Below are 21,721 nucleotides of genomic sequence, written 5' to 3'. Positions count from 1 at the left end.
GTTGTCCGCTACTTCTCGGGGACGGAGAGCCAGGGGAACTCGTCGAGCCGGTCGCGTGCGTCGGCCGGCAGGTGCTTGACGACGGCGTCCCGGAACGTGCCGACGGCGCGCTGGGCCTCCGGGGAGTTGCCCTTGTACTGCTCGTACGGCGTCTTCGCCGGGACGGGGAGCGGCGGGCCGTGCGGGACGCGCGGCGGCTGGTCGTGGACCGTGTCGCCGTTGCCGCGGTGGGACATCGGGTCGATGTCGTAGTTGTGGTCGCCGAGGAAGTAGCCGGCCACGCCGTTGGCGAAGCCGAGCAGGTTCGTGACCGGGTTCTCCGAGTAGCAGATCCCGTCGTTCTTGTTGCAGATCTCGTGGACGGCGATGTCACCGAAGCCGCGCGGGCCCTTCATGGTGATGCCCGGGATGATGGTCGGCAGGTTGGTCTCGATGCCGCCGGGGCCGCCCTTCACGCCGGGACGGCGCGGGTCGCCGTAGAGCACACCGTCGATCTGCTGGTGCGGGATGCCCTGCTCCTGCGACAGCTTGTTGAGCTCGTCGCCGGCGACTATCGCACCCTGGGAGTACCCGGAGATGGTGATGTGGGCGTCGGGGCACTGCGCGTGGTAATCGCGAACTGCCTTGTCCAGCTTGCCGATTCCCTCGGCCACCGAGTCGTCCATCGAGATGGTGTCGCCCGGGAACGGAGCGATCTGCGCCGAGTAGGACACCTTCTGGAAGTCGACTCCGGCGGGCAGTCGGCCGTTGCTCTTGTCGTAGACCGTGGCGTCGCCGTCGCCGTGGCCGCCGACTTCGAAGACCCGGGTCTGGGCGCAGTCCGCCGCCCCCTCCGCGCCGACGGCGGTCGTCACCCCCGCCACGGTCAGGGCCAGTGCCGACGTCGTCGCCAGCGCGGCCCACAGTGTTCTTCTTCGCATATCTCCTTCTTCGCGTCGAGCAATGTCTGCCTGCGAGGCGGCGCAAAGAATTCCGCGGCCTCAAAGTGCGCGGCGAGCGTACCAGTGGTAACCCGCCTTGAGCGCCGACGGATCGGAAGGAAAATAAAAGCACCGGCGCTGAAAAAATCTCAGCACCGGTGCAACCAGTGAAATAGTCGATGTGTGCAGGTCGTAACCGTGTTCCCGTGGGTTGCGCGAGCCATTGCCGCACTAGTTTCATGATGAAATTTCAAGCACTGGCACCGATCGGTCAGGAGCGCTTGAGAAAAGAGGGGAGTAGCCCTTCGTGCCGCACGGGAAAATGGGTCACTCTCGCCCTTGTGCGACGTAGTCCGGGCAGTCGGGGGCAAGGAAGCGGTACCCGGAGCGCTGTCCGGAGCAAGGCCGCGTGGACGACGGGGGCCCGCCGGCGGGCGGCCCTCAAGGGGTGCGGTCAGGGCGTGACGCGGGCCGGGCACGAGCGAGCAGCCCGGCGCACTGGACTATGGCAGCCGCCCCGGCACACGCTCCCGGCCGCTCAGCCGGGCGGTTCCGCCTCGGCGCTGTCGTGGTGGGGCCGCGTCGCCACGTCGCCGTGGAACTCGGGATCGATGGCGTTCGCCGCTCCGAGGGCGGTGAGCAGCCAGTCGTCGTCCTGGGGGCGTGCGCGGGCGGCCTCCTGATGCGCGAGCGCCGCCTCCAGCTCGTCGAGAGCGATCTCGAGCTGCGTGCTGTCGGTTCCGGCTGCCGCGTCGCGCACGTGTCGGCGCGCTTCCGCCACGCCCTGTTGCGCGTCCACGTACAGGGCGTCGGCCTCGGACTCTCTACGATCAGCCATATCTCCGAGCGTACGACGTCCCGGCCGTGAACCGCGCTGCCCGCGTACGCAAGATCCACAGGCGTCCCCCCGCCGCCCCGGATCCGCCGCGTGCGGCCCGCAGCGCAGTCCGCGAACCGGGCGTACTTCTGGACGGGTCCTGTACGGCGGGAGACTGCCGGGATGCGTTCGCCTAGGGCCTCTTGGGCCAACACCACCCACGACTGGTCCCGTGCTGTCGACCGGGACCATCTCGCCGCCGTCCGCCGCGATCCGGAGAGGTTCGCGCCCGGCGGCCCGGGCCATCTCGTCCTCGAGTGCGTCGCCTACGCGGCGGACGAGGCGGCGGCGAGCCGGGCAGGGGGACACTGCATGATCACCTTGCACGGCGACGGCTCCGTCTCCGTGGCGGACGACGGACGGGGCACGGACACCCGCGTCGACGAGCGCGGCGAGACCGTGAAGAAGCCGGTGATGGCCACGAAGGACCTGCGCCTCTTCGACTCGCCCGATCCCGAACGGCTCCCTGACGGCTTCGCGCGCCGCGGCATGTCCGTCGTCGCGGCGCTCAGTGAGTGGCTCGTCCATACCAACCGCCGCCTCGACGGTGCGTGGACGCAGCGCTACGAGCAGGGCCTTCCGGCCAGCGGTCTGGAACCCCTCCAGGCCGACGGGACGACCGGGACGCTCGTCCGCTTCCTGCCGGTGAAGTCGCTGCGCGCGCAAGGGGCGTTGAGCACCCACGACCTGTCACGGTGGACCGCGCACTGGCCCGGTCTGACGTGCCGTCTCGACGATCGTCGCGGCGTCCCGCACCGGCCGGACAGTTGAGGCGTTGCCGGGGGCTGTGCAACTGCCGTGCCCGCGTTGTACGTCCACTCCCGTGTGGCCGGGCTGACGACGCGGCAGCACCGAGGCGTTCGCGACCGAGCTGGGGCCGAAGAATGCGTGACCGCTGCTCAACTGTCGCCACCGTGCGCGATGCTGCCGCTCGACGCACTCCTCGACGCACTCCTGGCCGATGACGCGTCGTCCGGCTCCCCGGTCCCCTCTAGGCCGGTTTACCCCTCGGCCCGCAGGAGATATGTTGTGGCATGCTCATGACTTGCCGCTCTGTGCGGTCAACCAGCCGTCGACTTCTGCCCCGGGGCCGCTTACTCCTCGCCGCTTCCGCGGTGAGCGTGCTCCTGCTCGGCACCGTCCCCGCCGCAGCGACGGCCGCCCCAGCGGGCGACCAGCACTCCGTCGGCCCGCACACCGAGGGACGCGGCACCCTGGTGTCCGCTGAGCGGATCTACACCCTGCCCACCGTCGAAGAGGTCTCCGCCGGCCTGGAGCAGCAGGGCTTCGGCAGCGACCAGGTCCGGTACGGCGTGGACGGCTACCGCCTCGTGTACCGCACCGTCGACGTCGACGGCCGTCCCACCACTGCCAGCGGCCTGCTCACCCTGCCGCGCCACCGCTACGGCGCGCTGACCCCCGTGACCTACGGGCACGGCAGCGAACTGCTCCGCACCGACGCGCCCTCGACGGACCCGCACGGCTTCGACGCCACGGCCGCGCTCGGCTACGCCGCCTCCGGATTCGCCACCCTCGCCCCCGACTACCTCGGCATGGGCAAGGGCCCCGGCACCCACCCGTATCTGCACGTGCGCTCCGGGGCGGACGTCACCCTGGACATGCTGCGCGCGGCCGACGGCTTTCTGCCGCACAAGGGCCGGGTACTTCGCAGCGAGGTGCTCGCCACCGGGTTCTCCCAGGGCGCCGGAGTCGCGCTCGGGCTGGGCCGGAACCTGCGGGAGGGCGACGGCACCCGGTTCGAGCTGGGCGCGCTGGCCGCCGTCAGCGGGGCGTACGACCTGCGCCGCATCCAGATTCCGGCGATGCTCGACGGCGACGTCGCGGCCAAGCCCGCCACGGTCAGCAGCGCCTACGCCTACGCCAGCTTCGACCGCCTGCACGACGTCTACGGCGACCCGGGCGAGGTCTTCCGCGCGCCCTACGCGGCGAAGATCGACGACCTGACCGACGGCACGCACTCCTACGAGGAGCTGGCCGAAGCCACCCCGGACACCCTCCAGGAGCTCCTCACCCCGCACGGGGAGGGCCTGCTGCGCGAACCGGACGGCCCGATGTCCCGGGCCCTGGCGGAGACCGACAACGCCTGCACCGGCTGGCGCCCGCAGGCACCCACCCGGCTCTACTTCGCCGCCGGCGACGAGCAGGCCGCCAACGCCAACACCCCGTTCTGCGCCCGCGCCCTTGAACGGCAGGGGGCCGACGTGCCAGTGCACGACGTCGCCGCCGAAGTCACCGGCCCTTCCCTCCACTTCGGCTCGCAGATCGCGGCCCAGCCCCACATCACGGAGTGGTTCCTGTCCGTGAGCCACCGCTGATCGAAGCACCGGGGCGGCGCAAGTGAGGAGTCGCCGGACTCCTCACTTGCGCCACGGGAGTTCAAGGAATCCTCGTCCGTCCCGCATCCGGGGACCCGCCCGATCCGGTCCGCCTGTCCTGCCTCGGACGTGCCCCCGGATGCGGGACGGAACGAGCCGCGTGACGATGGAACGCAGTTCGCCGCATCAGGACTCGACCGCGGTGCCGGGGCCGTGTGCCTGCCTTCTGGCACGACCGGCTCGCGGCTCGCTTGAGGAGGCTTCCATGGGGACGATTCCTCGCCGTGGGCCTCGACGCGGCCTTCCGGCGCTCAGCCGGGGCGCCGCGGTACGGGCCGCGTCCCACACCCGATGCCCCGTCGCCGCCGTCCCTCATGACTGAGCCGAGCGGTGAGGACCCGGCCCCGGCCCCTCTGCCGCGCGCGGAGGCGCACGAGACGCACACCGCTGTGGTGCTCTTCGTCGCCGACCGCGTCTACAAGGTCAAGAAGCCGATCGACCTGACCTTCCTGGACCACACGACGGTGGCCGCCCGGCGAGCCACGTGTGAGAGGGAAGTCGTCCTCAACCGCCGTTTCGCCCCCGACGTCTACCTGGGTGTGGGCGAGTTCCGCGGCCCGGACACGGACGTCCCCGAACCCGTCGTGGTGATGCGCCGCATGCCCGCGGAGCGCCGTCTCTCCCGGCTCGTACGGGAGGGCGCGGCCGTCGACGGGGCCCTGCGGGGGGTGGCCCGGCTGCTCGCCGCCCATCACGCGCGTGCGACGCGCAGCCGGGAGGTGAACGAGCAGGGCACGCGTGACGCGGTCACCTCGCGCTGGGAAGCGAGCTTCGCCGAGGTCCGTGCGCTGTCCGGCAACGGCACCGCACCGGACGGCGTGGCGGAGGTCGAAGGGCTGGTGCGCCGCTATGTGGCCGGCCGCGAGCCGCTGTTCGGCATGCGGATCGAGCAGGGACGCGTGGTCGACGGTCACGGGGACCTGCTTGCCGAGGACGTCTTCTGCCTCGACGACGGCCCGCGCGTCCTGGACTGTCTGGAGTTCGACGACAAGCTCCGCTACGTCGACGGCCTCGACGACGCCGCCTTCCTGGCCATGGACCTGGAACAGCTCGGCGTCCCGCGGACTGCCGAGCGCTTTCTCGCCGCGTACTGCGATTACTCCGGCGACCCGGCGCCCTCCTCGCTGTGGCACCACTACGTCGCCTACCGGGCATTCGTCCGCGCCAAGGTCTCGCTGATCCAGGCCCGTCAGGGCACGCCCGGAGCGGAGACGGCAGCAGGCCGGCTGATCACGACCGCCCTGAACCACCTGCGCGCCTCCACCGTCGGCGTGACACTCGTCGGCGGGCTCCCGGGCAGCGGCAAGTCCACGCTCTCCGGCGCGCTCGCCGACCGCCTGGGCAGCACGCTGCTCAGCAGCGACCGCGTCCGCAAGGAACTTGCGGGTATCCCGGCGGAGCAGCCGGCACCCGCCGCGTACGGCGAGGGCCTGTACACGCCCGAGTGGACCCACAAGACCTACACGGCCCTGCTGGACCGCGCATCGGCCCTGCTCTCCCACGGTGAGTCCGTCGTCCTGGACGCCACCTGGTCGAACGCCGAACAGCGCGAAGCCGCCCTGCGCATGGCCGAGCGCACCCACGCCGACCTGGTGGCGCTCCACTGCCACGTCCCTGCCGAGGTGTCGGCCGCCCGCCTGACCACCCGCACAGCCGGGACGTCCGACGCCGGCCTCGAGGTGGCCGACGCCATGGGGGCCACGGAACCGGCCTGGCCGGACGCCGTCAGCATCGACACCAGCGGCCCGCTGGAGGCGGCGGTGGCGCAAGCGCTGGCCGCCATCCGCCCACAAGCCGCCCACCAGGCACCGGTCTTCCACCGTCCCTACATGGAGCCGGACTGACGCGGTGAGGCCGACGGCCATGGCTCCGGCGAACGCCCGAGTCATCAAGAGGGGCGCCCCTCGTGACCTCTGCGTCTCGGTGGCCTGGCCACCGGCGCCGTGAGTCGGGTGCAGCGCGGGAGCGTCGTTCACCCCGTCCCCTGTCATGGCGACGATCTTCCCGTGGGGACGTGCACGGGCAGCCCGGTCTCTGGAGGAGACCGACGCGGGCTTGCCTCGGAGCTTTGTCTTCAACTGGGTTGCCGAGAAGTAGAGTTGATGCGCAAGTGCGTGCCGGGCCGGTGACGTCGGGGCGTGGTGGCGGTTCTTTGCCCAGCCGGTGCGGAACTCGGGGAACATCGGGGAGTCGGGGATGACATACCAACTTCCTCCGGGACCGGTTCATTTCGTGGACCGGGAGGAGGAACAGGACCGAGCGTTCCGCGCGGTGCTGGAGTGGGACGAGGAGCGATCCCGCCCACTGTGCCTCGCGCTCAGCGGGCTGGGTGGGACGGGGAAGACGGAACTGGCGTTCCGCCTGGCGCGTTCACTGCAGGGCCGGGAGAGCCGTTCGACCGCGTTCGAGGGAATTCTCTATGCCGACCTCGACGATGTGCGCTGCGGTGGAGTGGTGGAGTCCGCGGATGTATTGGCCGCACTGCTCCGCTCACTCAAGGTGGAGCCGGAGTGGATCGAGCAGTCCTTCGACGCCCGGCGGAAGCAGTACTGGGAACAGACGCATGGCAAGCGGCTCCTCGTCATCCTCGACAACGCCCACTACGGAGCGGAGGTGGAGCCGCTGCTGCCCTCCTCGGGTGCCAGTGTGGTCATCATCGCCAGCCACGGGCCGCTGTACGAGCTGCAGGGCGGTGCGGCCGAGGAATTCCCGCTGGGTCCGCTCGACAAGGAGCACGCGGCGGAACTGCTGCGGCTGGTCGCTGACGATCCGCGGCTGGACGCCGAACCGGAAGCGGTGCGCGGGCTCCTCAGCTTGTGCGACGGCCTTCCCGCAGCCGTGCATGTAGCGGGCCGCTGGATTCGCAGGCACCGCCGCAGGCCGCTGTCACGCATGCTCGACGAACTCACGGCCGAACTCCGGGACAACGGGATGCCCATGGTCGAGAAGGTGTGGGACGCGGCATACCGGAGTCTCGGCCCGGAGGCCGCCAGGCTCTACCGGCTCCTCGCAGCTGCCCCGGGCCCGAGCCTCCCGCCCGAGGGCGCCGCGGCACTCCTCGGTGACGGCCGGGAGGCTGTCGACGCGGCGTGGGAAGAGCTGGAGACCGCCGGGCTGTTGGACAGCAGGGAACGCGAACGGCTGCGGCTTCATGGGCTGTTGCGTGCCCACGCCCGGCGTCGGGCCGACCGGGACGGTACCCCGGAGGAGTCCTCCGCCGGACAGGGCCGGCTCATCCGCTGGTACCTGCGACAGGCGCAGCGTGCCGACGTGAAAGCTGCGGGCCCCCGGCTGGCCATCGCAGAACCTGCCGCGGAAGCCCCGTACGCCGCTGACGTGCCCTTCGACGGCAAGCCGCAGGCGTTGAGCTGGCTCGAAGAGGAACGGCACGTCCTGTACGGCTGTGTGCGTGCTGCGCACGCGCGCGGTCTGCATCACGAGGCGTGGGCCATGTGCGAGCCGCTGTGGACGCATTTCATGGACCACAGGCACTACGCGGACGTCATCGATGCGTTCGGCACCGGCCTGGCCGCGGCACTGCAGTGCGAGGACCTGCCCGCGATCGTCCGTATGCGTTGTCAGCTCGCCCGGCCGTTGTGGGAGCAAGGGGAATTCCAGAAGGCCGCTGCCGAGCTGGAACTGGCGTTCAACGGTGCGCAGGCGCTGGGCACTTCGAGGACGCACCGCATTCTCGCAGCGTCCGTCATGGAGTTCCGCGGCACCCTGCGAATGGAACAAGGAGAGTGGCATGACGCGGCAGCCGACTTCGAGGCATCCCGTCGGCAGCATCTCGAGATCCCCAACGACTACGGAGTGATGCTCCAGACCTACCGCCTGGGTCAGGCGGTCGCCGCGCTGGGTGAACTGGAGCGTGCGGCAGACCTTCTGGAGCAAGCTCATGCCGGATTCCGTGAGCTCGGACGGGAGCGGCTCACGGCGCGAGCGGGCTTCGCGTTGGGCGGTGTCCTGCAACGGCTCGGCCGGGGCGACACGGCCCGGGGCCTGTACGCGGCATCACTGGCGAGTGCGCGGGACCGGGGCGCCGACCGCGATGCGGTCCTGACGCTCGATGCGCTCGCTCAGCTCGCCGATGAGACCCGAGACGAGGTCGGCGCACGCGAGCACCGGGCCGAGGCAGCCGCGCTTCGGGACCGCCATGGAGGGCTGTCTCAGAACGTGTAGTCGCTCTCCTCGCCGGTGGCCGGAGCGATCCGGGCCTCGAAGGCCCGGCCACCGATCAGGCAGCTGAGGGAGGCCGGTACGTCGGGGTGTGTGCCGAGCCGGACGTGTACCGCGCTGAGTACCGCGGCAGGGTCGGTCCGGACGACGCGGTCCCTCTCGTCCCGGCAAGGGCCGATCTCCACTGACAGCAGTGGGCCGGTGCGTGTCCGCAGCAGGCACAGTGAAGGGGAGAGGACGACTGCGGCCGTGCGGCAACCGGGGTAGGCGCCCAGGATGTGCTGCGTCCATCCGTCAGCGGTCCAGGCGACGCTGTGCGGGGCGGCAGCTTCACTGCCGACGCGGCGGAAGAGCAACGCGGCGCTCTGAGAGTGACGTTCGCTGGCCGTACCGTGCTCGACAGCGAGGTGGTGTGCGGGCCGGCCGCTGTTCGGCGGGAACCGTTCGATCCGGACCTCTCCCGCACCGGCCTCCGCGCGAACGGCGAAGGCTGACGGCGCGTGTGCCGGACGCCGTGGTGCCGGCAGGGGCCGGGCGACAGGTGCATCGGGTGGCGGGTCGAGCCCGAGCAGCCGGTACATCTCCCTGCGCAGCAGCTCAAGGACCCGTCCACTTTCGGCGAAGGCGGTATCGGCGAGCGCCTGGAGAGTGGCCGGCCGCTGTGCGTCGAGGGCGACGTCGATGTTCGAGGCACGCAGCGGGTACTCCAACTCCGGGCTGGACGCGAGGAGTTCCGCCATCGGGCTGGCCGGTATCAGTTCCTGCCCGCCGTCGTAGGCGGCTATCAGGGGGCGTTCGACGGCGGCGGCGTAGAGCGCGGTGGACCCGTGATCGGTGATCACGGCATCGGCGGCTATCAGAACGGCCGCCCACTCCTCGTACGGCTGGGCGAGTACCAAACCGGCGTCGAGGGCGGGGGCGAGACGCTCTGCGAGGTCCCAACTGCCGGTGCGGCTGTGCTCGTTGGGGTGCAGGATCAGCGCGAGTTGGTACTCGTCCTGGGGGAGGCCGGCGGCGAGCGCTGCGGGCAATTCAGGACGGCGTCGTAGCAGCGACTCCGGACCCCAGGTGGAGGTGAGCACGATCAGCCTGCGTGCGCCTGTGCCCAGAGCGGCACGGTAGGTGTCCCTGTGGCCGCGGGAAGCGAGAAGACGCTCCAGCGTCGGGTCCCCGACGACAGCGGCGCGGGCCGCGGCCCGCGGGCTGAGGGCACGTAGTTGAGCCAGTTGACGGGGGTGGGCGAGCGCGTGGAAGGACGCCAACGGCTGCCCTTCGTGCAGCAGAAAGGCCGGGTCGAGCCCGGAAGCGGCCTGCGCGGAACCCTCGGTCGGCACCGTCTTGCTGTAGCCGGCACCGTGCGGAAGCAGCACCCGGGGGCCCCGCAGCATTTCCAGACGGCCCTTCGGACTTGCCGCGACTACCAGGTCGAATGGGCGTCCGCACGCTTCGGGCCAAGGAATGGTCCGAGCGTTCGCTTCCTCCAGAGCGGCCAGCGCGTCGAGGCTGAAGTCCGATCCCGGGACGAGAGTGACGAGCCGGGCCACCCGCTCGTCACCGGCGAATACCGGGAGAACGTCGAGCAGACGCTGCAACGCCGCCGCCGACCGCGCAGCGAACAGGACCGTCGCCCGTCGCCCGTCGCCCGTCGCCCGTCGCCCGTCGCCCGTCGCCCGTCGCCCGTCGCCCGTCGCCCGTCGCCCGTCGCCCGTCGCCCGTCGCCCGTCGCCCGTCGCCCGTCGCCCGTCGCCCGTCGCCCGTCGCCCGTCGCCCGTCGCCCGTCGCCCGTCGCCCGTCGAATCCAGCGTCAATTCTACTGCAGAAGCACCTTCCACAGGGGTGTTTCCGCAGTTCAGAGGGGATTCACCCGAGCTTGCCGCTGACATGCCCAGATCGTACCCGGCAGGGCCGGGCGTCCCGGCGGGTGTGGTCACCAAACTCCCAAGCCTGCGGCGAAGACGCGTGCGCGCAGGGAGAATGTGCCGCATGAGCGAGTGGGGAGTCGGAGTGATCGCGGCATGCTCGGCGCTCGCGGGGAGCATGATCACCGGGTGGTTCACCCGCAGCGCCGGCCACAGGCAGGCGACCGCTGCTCGACATGCCGGCGACCGTCAGGCGGACGCGCTGTTGGAGACGGTCCGTATGACGCTCCAGGAGCAGCGGGTGGTGCGCATCTTGGATCTGCGCCGGCAGACCTACGTGCAGTTCCTCGAGGCCGCCGAGGTCGTCATCCTGAGCCGCAGAACCGGACATGGCACGACCACCGACCGTCCCGCCCTGCAACGTGCCCTCGGGGCCGTTCTGCTGGAAGGGCCGGACGAAACCGGTCAAGCGGCTCGTGAGCTCGTCGAGGCATTGAGCGCCCATGGTTCCCTCGACGACATCCAGGCCGCGAGATCGAGCTTCATCGCCGCCGCCCAGCACGCCCTGGCTTCTCCCGAAGCCACGTAGGGGACATGACGCGTGCTCCGCCGGTGAGAGCCCTGCGCCAGTCAGCCCTCACTCGAGCCGGAGGGCAGCTGGAAGGCAGGGGCGCGGGTGTTCCGGTGTCCTCGGCGCTTGTCCCGTCAGCGCATCTTGAGGACTTCGTCCACGGGGCGCCGTGGTGTCCCGGTGCCCTGTGGGCCGTAGCCCAGGCGCAGCACCATCTGGGCGGCTCCGGTGTCCGACAAGGGGTCGCGGGTGAGTCTGCGCAGCTCGGGGACTTCCAGCGGGTGGGAGGTGAGCGCTGTGGCCAGTCCTTCGAGGGTGGCCAGGAGCAGGACGCGTTCCATCGCCTGCCCTGCGCGGAGCCAGTCGGCCGGCTGGTCGCTTCCGGTGCCCAGCAGGGCGAGTTGGGGGTTCTGCTCGAAGGCGGTCGTGCCGCGGTCGGCGACCGGGCGCCGTCCGGCGAAGTCCCGTACGGGGGCTTTGCCGTCGCGCTTGCGGGGGCCGAAGGCGTACTCGGGGATGCCGTCGGTGGCGGTGTCGGAGTCGGCGGCGCCGATGCGGGTCCAGCGGGCCACGTCGTCGAAGCGGTCCGGGTGCAGGGTGTCGTGGCCCTCCGCGTCCCGTACGAGTTCCAGCAGCAGATCGATGTGCCAGGCACCGGGGAAGGTGAGCTGTGCGCCCTCCTCCGCGGCCGCTTCACGCAGCGCGGTGCGGAGCTGCTCGGGAACCTCCTTGTCGGAGAACGGATGACGGCTGGTGTGTCGCCGGCTGACGGCGGGGTGCAGTCCGGCGAGACGGCCTCCGGCGCGGACCGGGTCGGTCAGGTGCACGGTGGCGAGCAGTTGCGGGTTCTCCGGGTCCGGCAGCAGGTGCGTCTCCGGTTCCCAGCCTGCGTGCGCGGCGGCGACGCGGAGGTTGAACAGGGCGGCGCCGCAGCCGAGATGGAGCGCGCGCCGGCTCGGGTCGGTCTGGGGCATGGCCCGGTCGAGGTCGGCGTAGAGCTGAACGGCGCGCGGTCCGGAGAGGAAGCGGAAGCGCCACGGCTGGGCGTTGTGCATCGACGGTGCGGCGGTGGCGTCGGTGATGAGCGACGCGACGGTCTTCGCGTCGAGTTCTCGTTCCGGCATGGGGACCTCCCGGGGGTGTGGGCGGAGCCGCGGGGTCTGGAATCGATGGTTGTCCGGTGGTACGGGGCGGGCTGGACCGGTTCGCTCTACGGGCCCGGCGGTTCCCAGTTCCGGCGCGCCGGCCTCGGCGCGGCGCCCTGGGCACGCGAGCGGTAGACGACGTAGGGGCGGAAGAGGTAGCCGACGGGCGCGGTGAAGGCGTGCACGAGTCGGGTGAAGGGCCACATCGCGAAGAGCAGCATGCCGATCAGGGCGTGGACCTGGAAGGAGAGCGGGGCGGCGCCCATGGCCGCGACGTCCGGCTGGAGGGTGAAGACGGAGCGGAACCAGGGCGAGACGGTCCGGCGGTAGTTGTGTTCTTCGCCGGCGACTCCGGCGCCGAGCAGGGTGGTGACGAGTCCGGCGACGACGGCGGCGACGAGTACGGCGTACATGGCCTTGTCGTTGCGCGTCGTCGCCATGAAGACCGGGCCGCTGGTGCGGCGCCGGTAGATGAGGATCGCCGTGCCGCCGAGCGTGGCGGCCCCGGCGACGGTGCCGAGGGTGACGGCCTGCACGTGATACGCGGCTTGCGAGAGGCCCACGGCCGTGGTCCAGCTCTCAGGGATCACGAGCCCGATCACATGCCCGACGACCACGACGAGGATGCCGAAGTGGAAGAGCGGGCTGCCGATGCGCAGCAGCCGCGACTCGTACAGCTGTGACGAGCGTGTGGTCCAGCCGAACTGGTCGTAGCGGTAGCGCCACACCGTGCCGCCGATCAGGACCGCGAGGGTGACGTAGGGCCCTACGCCCCACAGCAGGATGCCGAGCGTGGTCACCGGCGTGCACCTCCCAGGTCGGCGGCGGGGTACGGCTCAAGGCCGACCGACTCGGTGGGCGGGCCGCTGCGGGCCAGGCGCTGTGCGGCAGCGCGGTCCTGCGGGGAGGGGCCGGGCAACAGCGTGCACACCGCTTCGACGACGGCGTGGTAGGGGGAGCCCGCGTCGCGGAGGGCGAGGCGGAGGAGTTCGATGCCGGCGCGGTGTTCCTGGAGCAGCGTGAGGCCGTCGGCCAGGTCGCCGGTGGCGGCGTATTCGAGTGCGAGGGGCAGGTAGTCGGGCAGTTCGTGCGCGGCGGGTTCGAGTCCCGCGCGGCGGTAGCGCTCCTTGAGGACGGTGAGGGAGTTGCCGCGGCGGCGGGTCTCGCCGTCCGTCCACCAGGTCAGGTAGAGGCAGCAGCGGCGGCGCCTGTCGAAGGTGGCCACGTAGGTCTCCGCGGCCTCGCGTGGCGGTGCGGCCCGGAGATGTGCGAGGAAGCCGGTCAGTGCTTCGCGGGCAGGCCCGGCCGGCAGCGCGGCGAGCGCACCGGCCACCAGCGGAAGCCGCTCCCGTACGGTCCCGTCCGGGTACTGGAGCAGCACGGAGGCCCCCTGGCAGATGACGGCGGCGTCACCTCCGGCGGTCACCGTCCGTCCTCCCTCTCGTGTCGCGTCCCTCGCGGGAAGAGGCCGTCCGGGCGGCCCTTGCCGTCCCAGTTGAGCAGGTTGACCCGCGCCCGCTTGTCCTCGGGATCGGCGATCGAGCCGCTGCCCTGACGTTCCTTGAGCGCGTGGAAGGTCTCCACAGAGACGGGGACGGGCTTGCCGGACGCCTCGCCGAACGGGCCGCTGTCGTACGCGCCGGGGCCGCCCTCGAAGTCGAGGCTGCAGTGGGTCTCCTCCAGTTGCCGTCCTTCGGTCTCGTACGCGGTGGGGATGACGTAGCGGTCGCGGTATTTGGCCACGCCCAGCAGCCGGTAGAGGGCGGCCAGTTCGCCGCCGGTCGCGCCGACCGCGCCGGCGAGGGATTCGTCCGGGGGTTCTCCGAGGTTGACGGCGCGCATGTACGAGCGCATGGCGGACAGCTTCCGCAGTACGCGCCGGACCGGCTCCGGGTCGCCGGCGGTGAAGAGTTCCGCCAGGTACTCGACGGGGATGCGCAGCGAGTCGATGGCGCCGAAGAGGTTGCCGGCGTCCTCGCCGTCGTGCCCTGTGCCGCTCAGGGCGTCCACGACCGGGGAGAGCGGCGGGATGTACCAGACCATCGGCATGGTGCGGAACTCCGGGTGCAGCGGCAGGGCCACCCTGTGCTTCTTGGCGAGGTCGTGGACGGGGGACCGGCGGGCCGCCTCCAGCCAGTCCTCGGGGATGCCGTCGCGCCGGGCCGCCTCCGCCACCTTCGGGTCCGCCGGGTCGAGCATGACGTCCAACTGGGCCTCGTACAGTCGCTGTTCGTCCTCCACGGCTGCCGCCTCACCGACCCGGTCGGCGTCGTAGAGGATCAGGCCGATGTAGCGGAGCCGACCGACGCAGGTCTCCGAGCACACGGTCGGCAGACCGACCTCGACGCGCGGATAGCAGAAGTGGCACTTCTCGGCCTTGCCGGTGCGGTGGTTGAAGTAGACCTTCTTGTACGGGCAGCCGGTCACGCACATCCGCCAGCCCCGGCACCGGTCCTGGTCGACGAGGACGATGCCGTCCTCGGACCGCTTGTACATCGCTCCGGACGGGCACGAGGCCACGCACGACGGATTCAGGCAGTGCTCGCAGATGCGCGGCAGGTAGAACATGTACGCCTGCTCGAAGTCGAAGCGGACCTTCTCCTCCGCCTCGCTGCGCAGACGCTCGATCACCGGGTCCAGTCCGGCTGCTTCCGGGCCTCCGCCGAGGCTGTCGTCCCAGTTGGCGCTCCACTCCACGCTCATCGGTTCGCCGGAGATCAGCGACTTGGGCTGCGCGACGGGGAAGTCGTCGCCCAGGGGCGCGGAGGTGAGGTTCTCGTAGTCGTACGTCCAGGGCTCGTAGTAGTCCCGGATGTTCGGCAGCACCGGATTGGCGAAGATGGTCAGCAGTTTGCGCAGCCGGCCCCCGGCCTTGGGCTTCAGACGCCCGCGCCGTGTGCGGACCCATCCGCCCTTCCACCTCTCCTGGTCCTGGTATCGCCGTGGATAACCCTGGCCCGGGTGGGTCTCGACGTTGTTGAACCACACGTACTCGGTTCCGCTGCGGTTGGTCCAGGCCTGTTTGCAGGTGACCGAACAGGTATGGCAGCCGATGCACTTGTCGAGGTTCATCACCATGGCGAGCTGCGCCATGACACGTCCGGGTGCGGCGGTCCCACGGCCTCCTGCGCTGCGGGCTCCTGTACGTGCTTCGCGGCGGGGCATCAGTACCTCACGTCCTGGGAGCGGCGGCGGATGACGGTGACCTCGTCGCGTTGATTGCCTGTGGGGCCGAGGTAGTTGAAGGCGAAGGAGAGCTGGGCGTAGCCGCCGATGAGGTGGCTTGATGAGGATGCGGGTCAGCGAGTTGTGGATGCCGCCGCGCCGTCCGCTGGTCTCCGCCACGGGCACGTTCACGACGCGTTCCTGCGCGTGGTACACGAACACGGTTCCCGGCGGCATGCGGTGCGAGACGATCGCGCGCAGCACCATCACGCCGTTGCGGTTGACGGCCTCCACCCAGTCGTTGTCGCTCGCGCCGATCGTCTCCGCGTCCTGGGGGCTCATCCACACCGTGGGGCCGCCGCGGGAGAGCGACAGCATGAACAGGTTGTCCTGGTACTCCGAGTGGATCGACCACTTCGAATGCGGTGTCAGATAGCGGACGGTGACCTGCTTCTCGGCCTTCTCGGCCTTCTCGGCCTTCTCGGCCTTCTCGGCCTTCTCGCCGTTCTGACCGGTCCGCGGTTCGCCGAAGAGCCGGTGCATGTCCAGCGGCGGACGGTAGACGGGCAGCGCTTCGCCGAACTCGTGCATCCAGTCGTGGTCAAGGAGGAAGTGCATCCGCCCGGTGAGCGTGTGCCAGGGCTTGAGCTCCTCGACGTTGGTGGTGAACGCGGCATAGCGGCGACCGCCGGTCTCGCTGCCGGACCACTCCGGGGAGGTGATGACCGGAACGGGCTGCGCCTGCGTGTCGGCGAAGGTGATCCTCCGCTCCTCGCTGCCCCCGGCCAGATGTGCCAGCGGCCGTCCCACGCGCTGCTCGGCGTTGCGGAAACCTTCCACGGCGAGGCGGCCGTTGGTCGACCCGGACAGTGCCAGGACGGCTTCGGCCATCTTGGCGTCGGTGTCCAGGGCGGGCCGTCCGTCGCCGGCTCCGCCGAGCATCACTCCGTTCAGCTGCGCGAGACGGCCGACCTCCGGCTGCGGGTGAAAGGCGACGCCCTTGGTGGCGAGCCCCAGCTCTTCGGTGAGCGGCCCCAGCGAGGCGAGCTTGTCGGCGACGGCGGTGAAGTCCCGTTCGACGACGGTGACGGCGGGCATCGTACGGCCGGGCACGGGGGCTGTGCCCTCCGCGCGCCAGTCCTGAGCGCTGCCTGCCGGCTGCGCCGTCTCGCCGGGGGTGTCGTGCAGGAGAGGGGTGGTGACGATGTCGCGGCGTACGCCGAGGTGTTCGCGTGCCAGTTCGCTGAAGCGGCGGGCGACGGAGGTGAACGCCGCGAAGTCCGAGCGGGTCTCCCACGGCGGATCGATCGCCGGGGTGAAGGCGTGCACGAAGGGGTGCATGTCCGTGGAGGACAGGTCGTGCTTCTCGTACCAGGTCGCCGCCGGCAGCACCACGTCCGCGAGCAGCGTGGAGCTGGTCATGCGGAAGTCCAGGGCGAGCAGCAGATCGAGCTTGCCCTCCGGAGCCTCCTCACGCCACGTCACATCGCGCGGCCTCAGGTCTTCCGGCGTCTCGTCGGCCCGCAGGCTGGAGTCCGTTCCCAGCAGGTGTTTCAGGAAGTACTCGTTGCCCTTGGCGGAGGAGCCGAGCAGGTTGGCCCGCCAGAGAGTCAGACAGCGCGGCCAGTTCTGTTCGGCGTCCGGGTCCTCGCAGGCCCAGCCCAACTCGCCGGCCGCCAGCTTCCCCGCGACGTACGCCGCGGCGTCCTGCCCGGAGGCCTCCGCCTCGTCGGCCAGGTCCAGCGGGTTCCGGTCGAACTGCGGGTAGGACGGCATCCAGCCCAGCCGTGCGGACAGAGCGAGCGTGTCGGCGGTGTGCAGCCCGGCCAACTCGCCCTTCGCCAGCGGTGAGGCGAGGGCGTCGGCGCGGTATCCGTCGTAGCGCCACTGGTCGGTGTGGGTGTACCAGTAGGCCGTACCGATCGCCTGCCGCGGCGGGCGCTGCCAGTCCGACGCCGAAGCCAGCGTCGACCAGCCGGTCACGGGCCGGCACTTCTCCTGCCCCACGTAGTGCGCCCAGCCCCCACCGTTGCGTCCCATCGAGCCGGTGAGCATCAGCAGGGCCAGGATCGCCCGGTAGGTCGCGTCGCCGTGGAACCACTGGCAGATCCCCGCCCCCATGATGATCATGGTGCGGCCCTTCGAGCGCTCGGCGCTGTGCGCCATCTCCCGTGCGATGCGCAGGACGTTCGCGGCGGGCACCGACGTCAGCGTCTCCTGCCAGGCCGGCGTGCACGGCGAGGTGGCGTCCTCGTAACCGCTCGGCCAGTGACCCGGCAGTCCCTCCCGCCGTACGCCGTACTGAGCCAGCATCAGGTCGAAGACCGTCGTCACCAGCCGGCCCCCGATGCGCCTGGCCGGGACCCCGCGGTGCAGTACCGCGGCGTCGGCGCCCGTCGCCGGGTCGTCCGAGGTGTCGAAGCGCGGCAGCAGCAGTGCGACCGGCTCCGCGTCCCCGCCGAGCAGGGTCAGCTGCGGAGTCACATCGCCGAGTTCGAGATTCCAGCGCCCCGCGCCCTCTTCCGTCCACCGGTCACCCAGCGTCCCGCCCGGCACGACCGGCTCTCCGGTGCGGCCGTCGACCAGCACGGTCCGCCACTCGGCGCCCTCCTCCGTCCCCCCGAGATCGCTGGAGCGCAGGAACTTCCCCGGCACGTACCCGTCGTCCCGCTCCTCCAGAGTGACCAGGAACGGCAGGTCGGTGTAGCGCTGCACGTAGTCGACGAAGAAGGGCACCCGCCGCTCGACGAAGCACTCCTTGAGAATGACGTGGCCCATCGCCATGGCCAACGCCCCGTCCGTGCCGGGTTGTGCGGGCAGCCACTGGTCGGCGAACTTGGTGTTGTCGGCGTAGTCGGGCGAGACGACCACGACTTTCTGGCCGCGGTAGCGGGCCTCGGCCATCCAGTGTGCGTCCGGGGTGCGGGTGACGGGGACGTTGGAGCCCCACATCAGCAGGTACGCGGCGTTCCACCAGTCGCCGGACTCCGGTACGTCGGTCTGGTCGCCGAAAACCTGCGGGGAGGCCACCGGCAGATCCGCGTACCAGTCGTAGAAGGACGTCATGCAGCCGCCGATCAGCTCGACGAACCGCGAGCCGACCGCGTGCGAGACCATCGACATCGCCGGGATCGGCGAGAACCCCGCGATCCGGTCCGGCCCCCACCGCTTGGCCGTGTGCACATGCGCGGCGGCGACCATCTCCACCGCCTCCTCCCACGAGACGCGTACATGGCCGCCCTTGCCCCGGGCCCGCTGGTACCGGCGGCGCCGCTCCGGATCCTCGACGACGTCGGCCCACGCCAGCACCGGGTCGCCCAGCCGGGCCCTGGCCTCCCGGTACATCTCCGTCAGAACCCCGCGTGCGTACGGGAACCGGACCCTGGTGGGCGAGTAGGTGTACCAGGAGAAGGCCGCTCCGCGCGGACAGCCCCGCGGCTCGTACTCCGGGGAGTCCGGCCCCACCGAGGGGTAGTCGGTCTCCTGGCTCTCCCAGGTGATGATCCCGTCCTTGACGTAGACCTTCCACGAGCACGAACCGGTGCAGTTCACCCCGTGCGTCGAGCGGACCACCTTGTCGTGACTCCACCGGTCCCGGTAGAAGACGTCACCCTCCCGGCCCCCCTTGCGGAATTCGGCACGCAGGTCGGGCGTGACCTCCCGGCGGGTGAAGAAGCGCCCCGCGCGCAGCAGCGCCTGTGCAGCAGAGCCGTCGGCCGTGTCCGTGCCGCCGCGGTCCCTGCCGCGCTTTCCGTCTCCGTCCGCCGTGTCCGGCTTGGGAGTTGAGCTGTCCGTCACGAACGTCACCTCGCATGCGCGGACGGGCGAGAGGGCATCTGGCAGTGAAATTTACCTGTCTGTCCCGATCTTCACTCCATTCATGCATGAATTGCGCACAACGGAACAGATAGCCCGTAACGGTGGTTTCCGCCGCCCGGTCGGGTGGGCAGCTGACTCTCTGCGCAACGTCACGGGCACGCTCGGGCCCCGGACAGAGCGGCCCGGGGCGGCCACGCACCGTGCGGCGGCGGGTGCCGGAGGGGTCTCGGCCACGAGCCCCGGAAGGAGGGGTCGATGAGGCTGACCAGCACATCCGCTGAAGGCTCGGCGCAGGTATCGGCCCAGCCGGCGCGCATGCTCGCGCTCGCCACCGCCGGCTTCACCATCGCCTTCTGGGCATGGACCCTCCTGGCGCCGCTGGGCTCCGCCCTCGCCGAGGAGCTGGGTCTCAGCTCCTTCCAGCAGTCGCTGGTGGTGGCCGTGCCCGTCGTCGTCGGCTCATTGGGCCGCATCCCCGTCGGCGCCCTCACCGACCGCGTCGGCGCTCACCGAATGTTCCCGGCCGTCTCCGCCCTGACCATCCTGCCGGTGCTCTACCTGGGCCACCTCGCCGACTCCTTCGCAGGGTTCCTCGCCGGCGGCTTCTTCCTCGGGCTGGGCGGCACGACCTTCGCGATCGGAGTGCCGTTCGTCAACGCCTGGTACCCGCCGCAGCGGCGCGGCCTCGCGCTGGGCATCTTCGGCGTCGGCACGGGCGGCACCGCCGTCGCCGCCTTCAGCACCGTCCAGCTCGCGGACGCGGTCTCCCGCAGCTTCCCGTTCGACCTGGCCGCAGCCGCTCTCGCGGTGTACGCCGTGGCCGCTGCCTTTCTGCTGCGCGACCCCGAGGGGCGCACAACCCCGCAGGGATCCCTCGTCTCACGGACCGCGGCGACGATGCGGATGGGGGTGACCTGGCAGCTCGCCTTCCTCTACGCCGTGGCCTTCGGCGGATTCGTCGCCTTCAACGTCTACCTGCCCACCTACCTCGCCGACGCACACGGGCTCGGGGAGTCGGACGCCGCGATGCGGACCGCCGGCTTCGTCCTTCTCGCGGTCGCCGCGCGTCCGTTCGGGGGCTGGCTCTCGGACCGGATCGGCGCCGTCCCGGTGCTCCTGTGCGTGTTCGCCCTCGTCACCGCGCTCGCCGCGGTCTGCGCCGCCGAACCCGCGCTGATCCCGCTCGGCACCGTCGCCTTCCTCGGCTTGGCGGCCGCACTGGGCGCGGGCGCCGGCGCCGTCTTCGCGCTCGTCGCCCGGCTCGTGGAACCCGGGAAGGTCGGGGCGGTCACCGGAATCGTGGGGGCGGCCGGCGGACTGGGCGGCTTCTTCCCGCCCTTGGTGATGGGCCTGGTCAAAGGGGTCACAGGCGAATTCACCTGGGGCTTCGTGCTCTTGGCGGCCACGAGCGCCGCTGCGGCCGCCTTCACCGCGACGACCGTACGGAAGCGGGTGCGCGCGGCAGGCGACGCGGCCTGACCACGGCAGCCGCCGGGTTTGCGGGCGTACGGCAGGGACGCCGCCTCGTACACCCCGGTCCGGGCAGGCTGGTGCAGGGCGATCTGGGGTCGCGATGGCCCGGCGTGCGATGTGTTGTGGGACTTCGGTCGGTGACTGGGCTCCGGGGGTTCATGTGAACCCCCACTGGATTCCCTAACTCACACAAGCTTATGAGCGACTCATAGCGAATGCGCCTGCGCTGCGCCCGTTTTCACTTCGTGGCGCCTCCCTCGGGAGGATCAGAAAGTGCCCGGGCTATTGTCGCCGGGATAACCGGATGGGTTACTTCTTGCAGGACATTTTCGGTAAGCGTGCGAGCTGAACCCCTGAAACCGTCAGGCATCCTGCTGATTCTCCGTCGAATTAGATCTCGGAGTATCCAGCCGGGGGCCGGGGGCGGTGCAGTGAACGGGAGAGCCACCTCCCGTTCACTGCACGCACGCGTTCCGAACCGTTCATTTCGCTGCTCGGAAATGTACAGCATTCCGGGCGAGGAGGAGTCGACATGCCCATCAGTCCGAGTCAGGGTTCCACCGGAGGCGGCACCACCGTCACGATCACAGGGACGAACCTGAGCGGCACCACCGCGGTCCGCTTCGGGAACAAGTCGGCCACCGGAGTCACCAATGTCTCCCCCACGGAGGTCACCGCCGTCTCACCGTCCGGCAGCGGGTCGGTCGGGGTCACGGTGACGACCCCGGGAGGAACGAGCAATCCAGTGCCCTTCTACTACGTCGGAGCACCGTTCAAGCAGACCATCAGCCCGGCCGGCGGCTCGACCGCAGGAGGGGAGACCGTCACCATCAACGGCACCGGTCTCTCCAGCGCCACCAACGTCGCGTTCGGCGCCAACAACGCCACCCCGGTCGTGGTGTCGGACAGTCAGCTCACCGTCGTCGCGCCAGCGGGCGCCGCGGGACCGGTCGGCGTGAGCGTCACCACCGCCGGCGGCACCAACAACGGCCTGTCGTACACCTACGTCGCCGATCCCACCATCACGTCGCTCACTCCGGACTCCGGCCCCACCTCGGGCGGTACGGCCGTGACCATCGCAGGCACCAACCTCACCTCCACGGACTCGGTCACCTTCGACGGGACGCCGGCTCCGTTCACCGTTCTCTCGGACGCGTCGGTGTCCGCGGTGACGCCGCCCGGGGCCGCCGGCGCGGTGGACGTGGTCGTCTCCAACGACGCCGGCAGCGCCACCGCAGCGGATGCGTACACCTACATCGCGGGTCCCGGCATCTGAGGACCGGAGGAATCCCGCCGTGCACCGTCCCGACCCGGGCG

14 protein-coding genes and 1 pseudogene are annotated in these 21,721 nt (G+C 70.7%); 7 read left to right on the top strand and 8 right to left on the bottom strand.

The genetic code is table 11. The features are described from left to right. Window positions 1-8: 8 nt before the first annotated feature. On the bottom strand, window positions 9-920 hold the full coding sequence (locus H181DRAFT_RS03135) for a PE-PPE domain-containing protein (RefSeq protein WP_045862655.1): 912 nt from the start codon (window positions 918-920) through the stop codon (window positions 9-11). Window positions 921-1,458: 538 nt separating this feature from the next. Further along, window positions 1,459-1,758 (bottom strand): hypothetical protein, encoded by a 300-nt coding sequence (locus H181DRAFT_RS03130; RefSeq protein WP_254666677.1) that lies wholly within the window; start codon window positions 1,756-1,758, stop codon window positions 1,459-1,461. A gap of 162 nt (window positions 1,759-1,920) precedes the next feature. Between H181DRAFT_RS03130 and H181DRAFT_RS03125 the strand changes: the two genes are divergently transcribed. From H181DRAFT_RS03125 to H181DRAFT_RS03110, 4 genes are all read left to right on the top strand, one after another. Then, a complete protein-coding gene (locus H181DRAFT_RS03125) occupies window positions 1,921-2,568 on the top strand; it encodes a DNA gyrase (RefSeq protein ID WP_045862653.1) in 648 nt (215 codons plus the stop codon). A 344-nt stretch (window positions 2,569-2,912) separates the two neighbouring features. Further along, entirely contained in the window at window positions 2,913-4,133 is a 1,221-nt protein-coding gene (locus tag H181DRAFT_RS03120) for an alpha/beta hydrolase (protein WP_139131660.1), read from the top strand. Between the two features lie 374 nt (window positions 4,134-4,507). After that, window positions 4,508-6,037, top strand: a complete 1,530-nt coding sequence (locus tag H181DRAFT_RS03115) for a bifunctional aminoglycoside phosphotransferase/ATP-binding protein (protein WP_045863018.1) — start codon at window positions 4,508-4,510, stop codon at window positions 6,035-6,037. A 352-nt stretch (window positions 6,038-6,389) separates the two neighbouring features. Beyond that, on the top strand, window positions 6,390-8,375 hold the full coding sequence (locus tag H181DRAFT_RS03110) for an ATP-binding protein (RefSeq protein WP_045862652.1): 1,986 nt from the start codon (window positions 6,390-6,392) through the stop codon (window positions 8,373-8,375). Here the strand turns inward: H181DRAFT_RS03110 and H181DRAFT_RS03105 are convergent. Next, complete coding sequence (locus H181DRAFT_RS03105) at window positions 8,363-9,760, bottom strand: glycosyltransferase family 9 protein (RefSeq protein ID WP_254666676.1); 1,398 nt, start codon at window positions 9,758-9,760, stop codon at window positions 8,363-8,365. The genes H181DRAFT_RS03110 and H181DRAFT_RS03105 overlap by 13 nt on opposite strands. 595 nt (window positions 9,761-10,355) lie before the next feature. Between H181DRAFT_RS03105 and H181DRAFT_RS03095 the strand changes: the two genes are divergently transcribed. After that, the gene (locus tag H181DRAFT_RS03095) at window positions 10,356-10,820 is read left to right on the top strand and encodes a hypothetical protein (protein ID WP_045862651.1); all 465 of its coding nucleotides are present in this window, start codon (window positions 10,356-10,358) and stop codon (window positions 10,818-10,820) included. Between the two features lie 116 nt (window positions 10,821-10,936). Here the strand turns inward: H181DRAFT_RS03095 and H181DRAFT_RS03090 are convergent, their stop codons facing one another. The 5 genes and pseudogenes from H181DRAFT_RS03090 to H181DRAFT_RS03070 all read right to left on the bottom strand — a co-directional run bounded on the left by H181DRAFT_RS03090 (window position 10,937) and on the right by H181DRAFT_RS03070 (window position 18,805). Continuing rightward, complete coding sequence (locus tag H181DRAFT_RS03090) at window positions 10,937-11,926, bottom strand: Acg family FMN-binding oxidoreductase (protein ID WP_045862650.1); 990 nt, start codon at window positions 11,924-11,926, stop codon at window positions 10,937-10,939. A gap of 86 nt (window positions 11,927-12,012) precedes the next feature. Beyond that, complete coding sequence (gene narI, locus H181DRAFT_RS03085; RefSeq protein WP_045862649.1) at window positions 12,013-12,747, bottom strand: respiratory nitrate reductase subunit gamma; 735 nt, start codon at window positions 12,745-12,747, stop codon at window positions 12,013-12,015. Further along, window positions 12,744-13,373 (bottom strand): nitrate reductase molybdenum cofactor assembly chaperone, encoded by a 630-nt coding sequence (gene narJ / locus H181DRAFT_RS03080; RefSeq protein ID WP_045862648.1) that lies wholly within the window; start codon window positions 13,371-13,373, stop codon window positions 12,744-12,746. The genes narI and narJ overlap by 4 nt, the downstream gene beginning before the upstream one ends. Further along, window positions 13,370-15,040, bottom strand: a complete 1,671-nt coding sequence (gene narH, locus H181DRAFT_RS03075) for a nitrate reductase subunit beta (protein ID WP_045862647.1) — start codon at window positions 15,038-15,040, stop codon at window positions 13,370-13,372. Before narH ends, narJ begins: the two co-directional genes overlap by 4 nt. A 71-nt stretch (window positions 15,041-15,111) precedes the next feature. Next, window positions 15,112-18,805: pseudogene (locus H181DRAFT_RS03070) on the bottom strand (nitrate reductase subunit alpha). 381 nt (window positions 18,806-19,186) lie between these two features. On the opposite strand from H181DRAFT_RS03070, the gene H181DRAFT_RS03065 reads away from it, so the two are divergent. After that, the gene (locus H181DRAFT_RS03065; protein ID WP_045862646.1) at window positions 19,187-20,410 is read left to right on the top strand and encodes an MFS transporter; all 1,224 of its coding nucleotides are present in this window, start codon (window positions 19,187-19,189) and stop codon (window positions 20,408-20,410) included. Window positions 20,411-20,936: 526 nt separating this feature from the next. Further along, a complete protein-coding gene (locus tag H181DRAFT_RS03060) occupies window positions 20,937-21,680 on the top strand; it encodes an IPT/TIG domain-containing protein (protein ID WP_045862645.1) in 744 nt (247 codons plus the stop codon). Window positions 21,681-21,721: the final 41 nt, after the last annotated feature.

Origin of the sequence: Streptomyces sp. WMMB 714 (assembly GCF_900090125.1) — a bacterium.
GTDB classification, from domain to species: Bacteria; Actinomycetota; Actinomycetes; order Streptomycetales; family Streptomycetaceae; genus Streptomyces; species Streptomyces daqingensis.
The sequence above is the reverse complement of the archived record's forward strand: the minus strand, read 5'-3'. Positions and strand labels throughout refer to the sequence as shown.

What these genes read in the sequence shown, in the direction of transcription:
- H181DRAFT_RS03090 (WP_045862650.1), bottom strand. Translation starts at nt 11,926, where the DNA reads ATGCCGGAACGAGAACTCGACGCGAAGACCGTCGCGTCGCTCATCACC.
- H181DRAFT_RS03095 (WP_045862651.1), top strand. Translation starts at nt 10,356, where the DNA reads ATGAGCGAGTGGGGAGTCGGAGTGATCGCGGCATGCTCGGCGCTCGCG.
- H181DRAFT_RS03065 (WP_045862646.1), top strand. Translation starts at nt 19,187, where the DNA reads ATGAGGCTGACCAGCACATCCGCTGAAGGCTCGGCGCAGGTATCGGCC.
- H181DRAFT_RS03105 (WP_254666676.1), bottom strand. Translation starts at nt 9,760, where the DNA reads ATGCTGCGGGGCCCCCGGGTGCTGCTTCCGCACGGTGCCGGCTACAGC.
- H181DRAFT_RS03110 (WP_045862652.1), top strand. Translation starts at nt 6,390, where the DNA reads ATGACATACCAACTTCCTCCGGGACCGGTTCATTTCGTGGACCGGGAG.
- H181DRAFT_RS03115 (WP_045863018.1), top strand. Translation starts at nt 4,508, where the DNA reads ATGACTGAGCCGAGCGGTGAGGACCCGGCCCCGGCCCCTCTGCCGCGC.
- narH (WP_045862647.1), bottom strand. Translation starts at nt 15,040, where the DNA reads ATGGCGCAGCTCGCCATGGTGATGAACCTCGACAAGTGCATCGGCTGC.
- H181DRAFT_RS03130 (WP_254666677.1), bottom strand. Translation starts at nt 1,758, where the DNA reads ATGGCTGATCGTAGAGAGTCCGAGGCCGACGCCCTGTACGTGGACGCG.
- H181DRAFT_RS03060 (WP_045862645.1), top strand. Translation starts at nt 20,937, where the DNA reads ATGCCCATCAGTCCGAGTCAGGGTTCCACCGGAGGCGGCACCACCGTC.
- H181DRAFT_RS03125 (WP_045862653.1), top strand. Translation starts at nt 1,921, where the DNA reads ATGCGTTCGCCTAGGGCCTCTTGGGCCAACACCACCCACGACTGGTCC.
- H181DRAFT_RS03135 (WP_045862655.1), bottom strand. Translation starts at nt 920, where the DNA reads ATGCGAAGAAGAACACTGTGGGCCGCGCTGGCGACGACGTCGGCACTG.